This window comes from Veillonella sp. CNR 79/14 (assembly GCF_003992185.1).
GTDB lineage: Bacteria > Bacillota > Negativicutes > Veillonellales > Veillonellaceae > F0422.
Genome location: NZ_RQVH01000006.1, coordinates 87,613 through 101,463 on the forward strand (window position 1 = coordinate 87,613; position 13,851 = coordinate 101,463).

Below are 13,851 nucleotides of genomic sequence, written 5' to 3' on the forward strand. Positions count from 1 at the left end.
ACTAACGTTATGTATCCTTTTATTATACGTTAACATGACAATAATTTCTAGTTTTTAAACATCTGTCCTGTTATTTTTATATTTTCTGTGTATTTACGCATGACAATGTGAAAGTGTATACTAATAGTATTCTAATACTAACAAAAAGGAGTATATCCCATGAATCATGTACCTACTATCTTATCTATACAAGATATGAGCTCTGTAGGCCGTTGTTCACTAACTGTATTCATACCTTTAGTGAGCGCTTTACGGTGCCAACCTATCCCATTACCAACAGCGGTACTTTGCAATCATGTAGAATATCCTAATTTTGAAATGGTGGACATTACGGATCACCTTGAAAGTTTCTACAACTGTTGGAATAAAAATAATATCACTTTCGACGCCATCCAAAGTGGTTTCCTCGCATCACCTGAGCAAATTCGTCTTGTTGAAGATGCCATCGAACGATTCGGCAAAGATAAATTAGTTGTCGTAGATCCCGCTATGGCAGATGATGGCAAACTCTATTCCATCTACAACGAGGAAATGGTGAAAGAAATGCGTAAACTCATCACCAAAGCTTTCATCATCAAACCGAACTACACAGAGGCTTGCTTCCTCTTAGACATGCCCTATGACCCTACACCACAATCGGAAGAGGTTATCTATGATATGTGTCGCAGTTTACATGCGCAAGGCCCAGAATATGTGGTCTTATCTAGCTTACCATCTGAGGATTCCGCCCTCATCGCCGTCTATCGGGGTAGTACAGATACTATCACTTGGGTATCCAATCCATTAGTACAAGTGAAAGCACACGGAACGGGGGATACTTTCACAGCTATCTTGACGGCCCTCGTACTACGTGGCTATAGCCCCGAAGAGGCATCTCGCATTGCAGGCCAATTTACCACAGAGGCAGTACAGTTTACCCACGAGGAAATCGGTTCTCTTCGTGACGGCTTAGCTCTTGAATTACTATTAGATCGTTTAATTTCTATTCCAGACCCACAATAAGGAGGTTTTATGAACACTTACAAAACAAACAATGATATGACCCAAGCTAATAACACAGCAACGTCTGAGCATACACAACTGGCTATATCTACTAGCTCAAGATCCACAACAAAAGATATTATCTATATCGGATTATTATCTGCCTTATGCATCGTGTTTACGACTATTAAAGTACCTTTACCAACAGGTGCCATGGTACATCTTGGTTCCGCTGCCCTATTCTCCATAGCATCCGTATTCGGCGGATTCTATGCAGGGCTCGCTGGCGCCATCGGGTCTGGCATTTTTGACCTCATCATGGGCCATTCCCAATACACCTTATTCTCCATCGTAATCAAAGGACTAGCGGGCGTGATTGTAGGTGTATTAACAGTAGGTTGGAGACCTTCCATTCCTGCTCGTTCCATATCTACCCCTCGCATCTTATTAGCTATGCTAGTAGGTGCTATTTGGACAGCTGCAGGGTACTTCGTAGCATGGTGGGTTGTACTGGATAGCTATATCGCTGCCGTCACAAGACTCCCTGCATCCTTCCTAACTAGTGGCATCGGCATCTTAGTAGCCTTGCTATTAATCCCGATCCTACGCCGTATCCCTCGTAAATAATTTGTCATACCATTGAAAGTATGGTATACTAGACACAATAAAAGAGAGCCAGTAACGTGTCGAAGGCGTTAGGCTCATCTCAGGATACTAGAGAATTGAAATGGCCTAACGTGTTGAGGTGGCTAGACCTCATTCGTTAGGCTTTTCACTTACATGTTTAAGTAAGGAACGCCCTTATGTGTAGTAGCCTTGTGGCGACTCTATACTAGGTAAATAAGATAACAAAATGCCCGTGGTATACGTCTGAAGAAACATTATGAAATACCGTTTCTGAAGACGTGTGCCACGGGCTTTTTTCATCTATTATTTGCATCGCCACAGGCTACATAACTTAACCAGCGACGATTTTGGACATGAACTTCTCGTTATTAATAATAAACCGTTCATGTGTGCCACGGCCGATAACTTTTTCACCTTCTTTAGCGACTACTTCAAAGGTTACTTTTCTACCGTCCACTGCTACTACCGTTGCCATTGCCGTTATAGTTGCTCCTAATGGGCTAGCCGCTTCATGACTTGTTTCCATGCGAATCCCAACGGATCCTTCGCCATCTCCTAAATCACCTTGAATTCCTGTATAGGCTGCTTTCTCCATCAATGCTACCATCGCAGGTGTGGCAAATACAGGTAACGTACCACTCCCCATATACTCCGCTGTATTATTAGCTTCCACTACCACCGTAGCCATACCAACTTGTCCAATCTCGATTGCCATAGAAACTCCTTTCTAATATTAACAGTAATACAGACTATTATTTGATTTCATTCTAGCACTTTAGGGGAGTTTTTTCTATTATATGTGCAAATTTCTTTTAGAGATAAACATATTATTTTTCATATTTCTTCTGCATACACACGAAGCCAATTAACAATGTCTTCAAAAGACTTCTCACCAGAAGCTATATCAATAATTAAAGATTTCTTTTCTTCTAGAGTAGTATTAATTATATATCCATTGGCCTTTAAATATATAAACATACAATGTAATGCAGTTCGTTTGTTTCCATCTATAAATGGGTGATTCTTTGCTATTCCTCTACATAATTGTGCTGCCTTCTCATGTACTGTAGGATATAAGTCATATCCACCAAAAGATTGAAACGCTGTAGAGATAGCTGACTCTAATAATCCAATATTCCTTATTCCAGGTAAAAGTACAAACTGTCTTTCCAAATCAGAATGAAAGTTTAGTATATCTTGTAACAAGAGATGAATAATTTTATCCATTAGCAGTTCTCTAATTCTTTATATAATTCATAATTTTCTACAATCAATTCTTGTGAAAGTTCTTTAAGCCTTTTTTCTAATTCCTTATTATTCTCACTAGTAATAATTTTAATATTCTTTTTATTATTTGTATTATCTGTATTCATCATAACCTCCTAGATCTCATAACGATATTACATGTATTATAATTAATACATGATATGATTTGACTCTATTCTAACACTTTTATTGGATATTTTCTATTTTTTCTTGATAAAGATAAGCAAAGTGGGTACCACGTCTTTCGACGTTGGTACCCACTTTTTGGTATGCATAATTTAGTACTAACTATTGATATTTAGTTTTATGCCATCCCCATGCGTTCCATAAGCATTTTAATTTGTGCTTTCATTTCTGCATTTTCTGCATCTTTTCTAGCATTTTCTGCTTTTAATGCAGAAATTTCATCTTGCATTACATATACAGAGGAGATTGGACCACCTTTGTAACGTTCTGGGATATTGTCATCATCACCAGTACCGAAGCGATATGTGGCACCGATGTTTGCCATGCTCTTACCAGATCCCATTGTAATTCCTGCATTGAACATAAAGTTTTCGTTAGCATAGTGTGCAATACCTAATGCTAATGCTTGGTTTCCATCATAAGAACCGATACCTGCCATGATTTGAGATTTTCTCAATGGATCGTAGCTTAATGGATTCATGGCTGCTAATGCGGCAGAGTGTGCACCAACTTCGCCTACACGTTGAGAAGTTTTTTCTAAAGCAGCACCAAGTTTACTTGTCACTTCTTTAACTTGACCAACCGTTACTGCATCTGTATCCTCAACTCCTGGGGCTACATTAGTGATACGGTTACCACCATTATTTAAGCCATCTTTTGTTAAGCTTACAGATTTTGTAGGATCACCTGTACTTGGAGCAATGCTGAGACCTGCGCCATCCATTTTCACAGAACTATCTACTACAGGGTTTCCATCTTTATCTTTTACAACATTACCGTCTTTATCTTTTTTGTAGTTGTTGTAATCAGAACCATTCAAGCCAGTTATTTTACCGTCTTTGATTTCTACTTTAGATACTGTACCATCCGCATTTTTACTTAGTATGGATAATCCTTTATCAGTGATAGTGGTAGTATTAACTCCTGCTTTTGTAGGAACACCGTTTGCATCTGCTGGAGCACCAAATGTACCCATGTTAGCTGTTACACTACCTTTTTCAGCATTCAATTCTACTTTAGTATCACCGTCTTTTTTGCCTAAAGTAATCGTTCCTTCAGGTCCATTTACTTCAATAGCTTTTGCATCTTTGCCTGTTGTAATAGTTCCTTTGGTACCATCCATTTTTACAGCTTCAGGAGAATCTTTATCACCCAAAGTAAGTGTATTGGCATTTACATCTTTTGCTGTTACTGTTTTAGCTGTTACGCTACCGTCTTTACCATTGATACCTACTTTGTTTTCACCTGTACCTGCTGTGATAAGCGCTTTTGTACCATCCACAGAAACTGCATTAGCACCTGTACCTGCTGTAATTGTGCCTTTATCGCCATCTAAGGATACGGCTTTATCATCTTTACCTGCAGTAACTTTATTAAAAGCACCATCTTTTGCTTTTACAGTTTTAGCTGTTACGCTACCATCTTTACCGTTGATACCTACTTGGTTTTCACCTGTACCGGCTTTAATAGTGGCATCTGTACCATTGATAGTAACAGCATTTGCATCTTTACCGGCTGTGATAGTGCCTGTATCTCCATCTAAAGATACGGCTTTATCATCTGTACCTGCAGTTACTTTGTTAGCTTGTACGCTACCGTCTTTGCCATCAAGTTTAACTTGTTTGCCGTTTGCACCGTCACCAGCTGTAATAGTGCCATCAGCACCATTCATTTTAACTTCTTTGTCACCTTTACCAGTAGATACAGTTCCTTTAGGTCCATCTAATTTAACTTGCGTATCACCAGTGCCTACAGTCACATTACCATCTTTACCATCTAGCTTAACTTGTTTATCATCTTTACCCGCTGTTACGCTACCATCTTTACCATCGATTTTAACAGCTGTTTTACCATTTGGATCACCAGCCACAATAGTTCCTTCGTGTCCATCAAGTTCTACGCCTGGATCATTAGCATGATCTCCATCAGGATCATTTGCATCATGTTTACCAAGTGTAATTTTTTCACTCAATGTTGCATGGAATGTTTTAACTCCATTTTCCATTGTAGAAGTAACAGTAATGTTTTTATCACCTTTAACATCGACGCCTTCGCCAGCATATTCTTTGATTTTCTTTATGCCAGCCTCAGTAAGTCCTTCCATATTTTTTAATTGCGTAATATCGGCCGCTGCCGCAGAATGAGCATTGTTTAAACGTTCATTCATGGTGGACAATGCATCACCTACATTATGAGCCGCAACATCTTTATTATCTTTATCTTTTACTGTAAAGGTTGGTTCTGTTACATTACCATTTTCATCTACAGTCGCACCACCGCCAAGATATTTAGCAACTTCAGCTTTTGCTGCATGCAACTGATTTCCAGTCACCGCATCTTTAGAGTTTTCAGCAATCTTACCATCTTTCAAATTGGATAATGTAGTTGGACCACCTTTACCATTTGGATTCACGACGCTAGCTTTTAGGTTATCTCCTTCTACAGCTTTAGCTGCACCTACTTTATTACCATCTTCACCTACGTCTTTAGCTAAGTAGTATTTACCATCATTAGCTTTTACCAAACGTTTACCATCAGCATCAGTGTATACAACTGACCCAGCTTCACCATTACGTAATGCATTGACTTTATCTGTCAAGGATTTACCATTCAAGCCATCTTGACCAGTTAATCCTTTATCAGCTGCCGTAGCATCTGGATCATCTGCCGCTTTACCTGTAGCACCTTTACCATCACGTCCATCAGCGGCTGTGTCACCTAATTTAGAAATGTTAGCTAACTCTTTTTTTACTTTATCAGATAAACCAACTGTAATGGTATCGCCTTTAGCTTCCGTTGTAATCTCATCAGTGGCACCTTTTACTTTTAAAGTTTTCTCTTTTAAGTTCAAGGATAATTTAGTAGCACTATTATTATCATCGTCAGCTGCATCTGTGCCTTTATCATCGATTGTTGTATCGCCAGCGAAGGACAATGTTGTATTAGCACCTAAGTCAGTTTTTAAGGCCTCCAATTTGCCTGCCATAGAATCATTTGTTACTACGTTATCAGTAATATTTTTTTCAATATCCGCAATTTTTTTATCAGCAGCAGCGATTTTTTCACCTTGTGCCGTCACTTTTCCATCGATACCATCCACTTTAGTGGTTAATCCGGCGAGATCCTCTTTTGCTTTATTAGCAGTTCCTTCTACTGTATCTACTTTAGTTTTAAGATCTCCCAAGCCATTTTTATTCTCTTCCACACCAGCTTTTAGTTTAGTAATATCACCTTCAGCTGCAGTGACTTTACCGGCTACTTCATCTAATTTTGCTTTAGAGGCAACGCCTTTAATCGTAACATTTTCATCAGCAATTTCAGTATTTTCACCATTTGCTTTTTTCAATGTCACAGTACCGTCATTATCTACTTCATATTCGCCTTTTACCACGTGTAATTCAGCAGATTTATCAAGTTTGCCTTCTTTTAAATCATTGACACCCGTATTAGCAGCTGCTTTTGCTTCATCTACAGCCTTTTTAAGAGCTGCCGCATTTTCAGCTTTTTCAGTTTTTAAACGTTCATTTAATTCAGTTTCATCAACTTTATTACCTAGGGCAGCTACCATTTTATCAAGTGCTGCACTATCTACTTTGCCAGATAATACATCTTTTAAGTCATTAATAGCTTTTAAATCAGCCTTTTTAGCCATTTCTTCTCTGAAAGTATCATTACTTACTTTCGTAGCTAATTCAGCATTAACTTCACCAATTTTTGTATCTAAATCATCTTTGCTTGCTTTTTTATCTACTTCTGTTTTTAAATGTTCTAGAGCAGTTTTACTTGCAATACCAGTGATTGTTACAGCTTCTTCTGTTTTGACAGTACCGGTTCCATCTACTTTATCTAATGTAACACTACCGTCACTATCTACCGCATAGGAACCCTTTTTAACATGTAATTCAGCGGATTTATCTAGTTTATTGTTTGTTAAATTAGTAACATCTGCTGCATTTGCTTTTTTATTTAATTCTGTAGTTAGATCATCTTTATTTACTTTTTTATCTAATGCTTCTTTTACCTTGCCTGCCGTAACAAGTTTATTCGCATCACCACTAGAAGTCACATCATTAGCTAAGTTAGGTGTTACACTTACTTTACCATCTGCACCAGTCGTTACAGAAATTGCATCCCCATTGCTACTTGTAATAGAGTTTACTTCACTCTTAGATGCAATCGTTACAGCATTGCCATTGGCTGTTAAAGTAATATTTTTACCAGCTACTAATTTTACCTTATGAGCTTCTGCATCACCTTCAGTTGTTTTAGGCACTAAATCTGTAGTAGTGGATCCATTCATCACACTTACTGTACTTACTGTGTCATTGCGTAATGCTTTTAATTGTTTTACGTTTACTGCATCAGTATCATTAGTACCACTTGCTACACTGATAATACGACGAGTGATACTGCCTCCATTACCTACAGAAACAACGCCATGATCAGTGTTATTGACAGCATCTTTTGTTAAGTAACCAGTAGTCGCTGTACCATCAGCTGCTGTGGTAGTAGACCCTTCACCTAATGCTACAGAATTAGTTAATGCAGAATTGGAATTTCTACCGATAGCAATAGCACCTGCCGCAGATGCTTTTGCGGTATTACCAAGGGCAATGGTACTATGTCCAGATGCAGTTGTGTTATTGGAGCCAATACCAATAGCACTTTGACCTGTAGCTTTGGAGTTATAACCAATAGCTACCTGACCACCTGTGTCCACACCTTCTTCACCAGCAGTCATATTAGAACCAATCGCTACTGCTTGGTTACCATATACTCGTGTGATATAACCAATAGCAGTCGTACCATTTTGTTTAGAAGTAATATCATAACCAAGGCCTACCGATTTAAAACCATCTACGTTAACTATACTACCAATTGCTGTAGATCCATGTTGTCTAGCTACTACTGTAGAGCCAATAGCCGTGGTAGCAACACCTGAAGCTGTTGCAGTAGAACCCATGGCAATGGAATTACCACTATTGGCCACTGTTTTAGATCCAATCGCAATCGATTGCGTTCCAGATGCTGTTGGCGCTTCTGCTGCATCAGTACCAGCACTACCAATAGCAATGGATTGTACACCGCTAGCAGAGGCATTTTTGCCAGCTGCTACTGCACCTGTTGCCGTGGCACTAGCCCCATTACCAGCTGCTAATGCACTGTCTTCTGTAGCTTCACTAGATGTACCAACTGCTGTGGCATTAGCAACTGTAGCTTTCGATTGATCACCTACTGCTACTGTACTATCTGCTGTTGCTTGTGCTTTATTACCATAGGCAACTGCTGCTGTTCCAGTGGCAGTAGATTCGTTACCAATAGTAATGGAAGTATCCTTCGTAGCATTCACTTTGTTACCAATCGCAATGGCAGACGTTGCTGTCGTATGCGCTTCATTACCGATGGCCACGCCTTTTTCACCTGTGAGAGCACTACTCAACCGACCAATAGCGATAGAACTTTGCTTGTCTGCTACTGTACGAGTCCCTATGGCAATACTATCATTACCATTGGCTTGTGTTCTCACCGGGCCTCGAGCAAATGACCCAATCGCCACACCATTATCTGCAGTGACATCAACGCCATATCCAATAGCAACAGCAAACCGTCTAGTCACGTTCACATCTTTACCAATACCAGTGGAACTATCATTGCTGACCTTTACATCATTACCTATTGCTAAAGCCGCACTATTTGTCGCAGTCCCTTCAGGAATTGCCGCTTGTACATTTGTCACTTGTGCACTCACTGCCAAGGCTGCTAATACACTAGCTACAGCAATTTTCTTTTTACCTGTAGTGTTTTTTGCTACTTCTGAAACTACGATGTAGCACTGCTTAGACTTACTCCAAATAACTTTGAATAACTTGTTCATTGTGATAATCCTCCCTTTTTCTGGTCATCAAACCTTGAACTATATATATATTTATATTTGTTAAATATAAACTGCCCCATTTATCGATGTAACTTATACATCACTACATAGTCAATAACATATCACTTTTACATGTTTCAATCTTAAAGAAATACATTATCTACTTCTTATTATACATATCTTTACTAAAAGTACTAGTATAATTTTGATTATTTTATTCACTTTTTGTAATAATCAAAACTTTTTTATCATTCTAAGTCTATATTATGCCATACTGCACACTTCGTTAAATCTTTAAATGCAATTACAAAAGCATTGAGTTTCAACGCTTTTAAAATCCTATTATGTTTTATACTTTTAATTATATACATTTCATCGGTTTTTTTCAATATTGCATATTTCATCATTTTACAAAAAATCACTATCACATACTGTAGTCTATTTCTAATATGTAAAATGGACACCACGTCTTTCGACGTGATGTCCATTCTTTCATAGAGCGATAAGCTATCTCCTATTGAGTTATTTTGCTGCTAACATTTCAATACGTTCCATAAGCATTTTCATTTGCTCTTTCATTTCAGCATTTTCTGCTTTTAATGCACTTACTTCGTCTTGCATTACATAAACAGAAGAAATTGGACCGCCTTTGTAACGTTCAGGAACCGCACTGTCTTCTCCACCAAATCGATATGTCACACCTGCATTGACCATGTTGCTTCCATCGCCAACGGCAACACCTACATTAAATAGAGTATCTTCGTTCGCATAATGAGCCACACCTAATGCTAAGGCTTTGTTACCTTTATAGGAGCCAACGCCTGCCATGACTTGAGATTTTTTAAGAGGATCATAGCTCAATGGATTCATCGCTGCTAATGCCGCTGCATGAGCGCCTGCCTCATTCACACGGTTATTTAAAGCATGTGCTGCTGCACGTACTTGACCTACTGTGGCTGCATCCGTATTAGCTGTACCTGCCGCTACATTGTGAATTTGGTGACCGCCATTATCTAATCCAGCCGCTGTTAAAGAAACAGTTGGAATACCACTTCCTTGATTTGGTGCAATCGTTACACCTCCAGCATTCACTGTTGTAGTTATATGAATCGGCTTACCGTCTTCACCTAATTGATATTTCACCGTTCCATCTGCATTCTTAACAATTTCTTTAGAACCATCTGGATTAATTTTTACCTCAGGTACGTTACTATCATAAGATGTAGAACCATCTTTCATATTCACATTTTTCGCCAATTTCACAGTCATCGTAGCCGGCTTGCCATCTTTTGCTGTTGTAGAAACAACACCAATGTTTCCATCTGTTAATGGACCAGTAGCTCCACCTTTAATGCCTAGAGTATCGCCTAAACCTACTGTCACTGTGCTACCAGTATCACCTACAAATACTCGACCACGCGCCAAGGTATCCGTTACATCTTTCACTTGACCTTGCGTTGCCACTACACTGCGATCTGCTTCAGTCACTACTTTCGCTGGATCCCACTTCGTATTTGTCAAACCAGATACTGTACCATTTTTGATTTCTACTTTAGATGTAGTACCATCAGGGTTCTTAGTCGTTACTGCTATACCATCTGCTGTAACAGTTGTATTAGTTCCTGCAGAATCTCCTAATTGAACCGTCTTAGCATTTACTGTATTAGCTTTCACTGTATCAGCTGCTACTGCTTTGCTTGTCACAGTACCTGTTGTACCATCTACAGTAATTTTCTTATCACCAGAACCAAATGTAACTGTGTCATTCAATTTTGCTGTGAAAGTTTTTACTCTAGTAGTTGTATCAGTACTTGGTGTGACAGTAATACCATGTTCACCTGTTACATTGATCAAATTAGTAATTGTATCCTTACCAGTATTGGTTAGGTTACTTAAATCTTTTGTTGCAGAATTACCTTTTAAGCTTTCAATCTCTTTATTTGCCTTTGTGATATCATTAGCATTTTTTGCAATGGCTGTTGTATTAGCACCAATTGCTTTTGTATTAGATTGAATAGCGGATGCATTGTCTTTAATTGCTTTTTCATTAGTAGCAATTTTGCCTTCTGCTGTAGTAACACGGTTCTCTACTGTTTGAATACGATCTGTATTAGATTTAATAGTCTCTGTATTGTTCTTAATGTCTAGGGCATTTTTCTTAATATCTTCTGCATTTTTAGCAATCGCTTTTGCATTTTCGCCAATTTGTTTTTTATTCTCTGCAATACCTTGTTTATTAGTATCGATATCTTTTCTATTAGCTGCAATATCTCTTGCATTGTCAGCAATTGCATTTTTATTGGCAGCTATGGCTTCTTTATTAGAATCAATTGCTTTCGTATTCGCTGCAATATCATCTTTTGCCTTAGTCATATCACCTTGAAGCGTTGTGATTTTGCCTTCTGCACTGCCCAAGCGTGTATTTAGATCAGAAATCTTACCCAGTTCCGCTTTCGCATCTGCTGTTAAATCTACTGTGTATTCACGTTCACCCTTAGCATTTAAGGTACCACCAGTAACAGAAACACTACCATTATCAGCTGCTTTTACAGTTGTATCACGACCGTTTACAGTGTATGTTGTATTACCATCTTTTGTTTCAGATGTTACAGTCACATTATTGCCAGCTGTAACTTTTACTGCATCTCTTGCTGCTGTTTTTGCTAAATCAGCCACTTTATCCTTACCATCTTGAGATAAGTTGCTTAAGTTTTTATCTGCTGCATTATCGATAGCATTACGAGTTGCTTCATTCAAGCCAAATACAACTTTACCATCTTTATCAGCTGCAATTGTGATACCTGCTTTTGCTGCTTCAGCAGTAGCTGCTGTACCATCACCAGATACGAAGTTCAAACCTTTTTGTAATGTTACAGTCTTAGCATCTGCATCTTCTGCGTTATTAGCACGATATGTGATAGATGCCTCTAAATTAGGGGCTACTACTTTCGCATTGCCAAAGTCGACTGTAGCTGGTGTAGCAGGGTTAGTACCTTCTGCGTCTTTTTTAGGTTTCAAGGTAATGGTAGCATCACCATTTTTAATCACTAGATCATCTTTACCATTACCAGCGATTTCTTTGATATTACCAAGGTTTTCTGCTAATTTCACATCAAGATCATTGTTATTTTTCACAACTTTAATGTTGTTTGTTTCAGCATCTGTGCGTGTGAAGTTGTCAGCACCTTTAATTGTTAAAGTTTCACCTAAGTTACGATGTACTTTACCAGCATCTGTTGTATCATTGCCTGTGAAATCTAATCCTTTATTAGCAAGTGCAGTGTTTGCATTATTGATACGACCATCTAATTTAGTAATCGCCTCGCCTACATTCTTAACTGGTTCTGTACCTGTGCCATCATCTTTTGTGATGTTGTATGTAGGGCCTGTGAAGGAGCCGTCAGCATTGACTTTAGAATCTCCACCGAGTGCTGTAGCTAGGTCAGATTTCACAGTATGTAATTGTCCACCGTTTACAGCATCTTTGGAGTTTGCTGCTACTTTTCCATCAGCGATGTTGGACAAGGTAGTTGGCGCTGTAGTTTCTCCATTAGGATTTACCACACGAGCTTGTGGAGTTTTCACTTCTTCTGGTGTTTTACCGTTGTTTTCCTCAGCAGTTTTTACAGTACCGTCAGCTTTAACTTCATCAGCTTTATAGTATTTACCATCTTTTGCTTTTACCACACGGTCACCAGCATCATTAGTATATACCACAGATCCAGCTTCGCCGTTACGCAATGCATTTACTTTATCTGTTAACGTTTTGTCATTTAAGCCGTCTTTACCAGTTAAGCCTTGTGCGCCAGATGTACCAGCTTTACCGTCACGACCATTAGCTGCTGTATCACCAAGTTTATCTAACTTATTTGTTACTTTTTCATCTAAGGATAAAGTAATCGTTCCATTTTTAGCTACCGTTTTGATTTGGTCAGCTGTACCAGCTACTTTTAAAGTACCTGTGGCTAATGGTAAGTTCAAGTGATCTGCACCAGCTGCCGCACCTTCATTAGTATCGCCAGCATAACGTAGATTTGCATTATTAGTCACTGTTGTATTCAAATTTGAAATTGCATTATCTACATATTTTTTGTTCGCTGCATCGCCATCTTTTTCTGCATCCGCTACATTAGTAATTTTCATACCACCAGCATTAATGCCATCTTTACCGATTGTTACAGTTTTAGTGTCACCTGCTGCTCCACCTTGACCTGCTGCTGTATTAGCAATAGATACACCATCTGTACCTAATGTAACTTTAGAGCCTGTTGTACCATCTCCACTGCTGATAGATGTAATATTTTTCAAATCACTAGCAAGTTTTACATTTAATGTATCTGCTGCAGTAGCATCTTTTTTCACAGTGATATTGTTTTGACCGTGGATGTTTAAAGTTTCTCCTAATTTACGAGTTACTTTATCTGCTGTTGCATCATCACCGTTGAATGTCATACCACCGTCTACTAAGTTAGTAATTCTTGTGTCCAAATTAGTAATCGCTGTATTTTGTCCAGCATTGGTAGCATCTAATTTTTCGATTGCCTCTTTAATAGTCCCAGCTTCTTCTGTTGTACCATCTGCTTTAGTAACGTTGAATTTTGGACCTGTTATAGTTCCATCTGCTGCAATTGTAGTTCCACCAATGATAGCGCCAATTTCAGATTTAGCAGTATATAATTGACCGCCGTTTACAGCATCTTTGGAGTTTGCTGCTACTTTGCCATCTGCAATATTGGACAAGGTAGTAGGCGCTGTAGTTTCTCCATTAGGATTTACTAAACGAGCTTGTGGAGTTTTCACTTCTTCTGGTGCTTTACCGTTGTTTTCCTCAGCAGTTTTTACAGTACCATCAGCTTTTACTTCATCAGCTTTGTAATATTTACCATCTTTTGCTTTAACAACACGGTCGCCAGCTT

7 protein-coding genes are annotated in these 13,851 nt (G+C 38.6%); 2 read left to right on the forward strand and 5 right to left on the reverse strand.

What is annotated here, in order from left to right; genetic code table 11:
• The first annotated feature begins 159 nt into the window (after positions 1-159).
• A complete protein-coding gene (locus EO119_RS03770; protein ID WP_126940733.1) occupies positions 160-1,002 on the forward strand; it encodes a pyridoxamine kinase in 843 nt (280 codons plus the stop codon).
• A 9-nt stretch (positions 1,003-1,011) separates the two neighbouring features.
• Entirely contained in the window at positions 1,012-1,608 is a 597-nt protein-coding gene (locus EO119_RS03775) for an ECF transporter S component (protein WP_126940734.1), read from the forward strand.
• 331 nt (positions 1,609-1,939) lie between these two features.
• Here the strand turns inward: EO119_RS03775 and EO119_RS03780 are convergent, their stop codons facing one another.
• The 5 genes from EO119_RS03780 to EO119_RS03795 form a co-directional block, all read right to left on the reverse strand.
• Positions 1,940-2,323: a thioesterase family protein gene (locus EO119_RS03780; RefSeq protein WP_126940735.1), complete on the reverse strand. Its 384-nt coding sequence runs from the start codon at positions 2,321-2,323 to the stop codon at positions 1,940-1,942.
• Between the two features lie 119 nt (positions 2,324-2,442).
• Positions 2,443-2,835, reverse strand: a complete 393-nt coding sequence (locus EO119_RS03785; RefSeq protein WP_038144450.1) for a type II toxin-antitoxin system death-on-curing family toxin — start codon at positions 2,833-2,835, stop codon at positions 2,443-2,445.
• A complete protein-coding gene (locus EO119_RS08115) occupies positions 2,835-2,981 on the reverse strand; it encodes a hypothetical protein (RefSeq protein WP_009353075.1) in 147 nt (48 codons plus the stop codon). The genes EO119_RS03785 and EO119_RS08115 overlap by 1 nt, the downstream gene beginning before the upstream one ends.
• A 197-nt stretch (positions 2,982-3,178) precedes the next feature.
• The gene (locus EO119_RS03790) at positions 3,179-8,935 is read right to left on the reverse strand and encodes a YadA-like family protein (protein WP_126940736.1); all 5,757 of its coding nucleotides are present in this window, start codon (positions 8,933-8,935) and stop codon (positions 3,179-3,181) included.
• 522 nt (positions 8,936-9,457) lie between these two features.
• Positions 9,458-13,851, reverse strand: a 4,394-nt coding sequence (locus EO119_RS03795; RefSeq protein WP_164725672.1) for a YadA-like family protein, incomplete at its 5' end; no start/stop codon positions are given.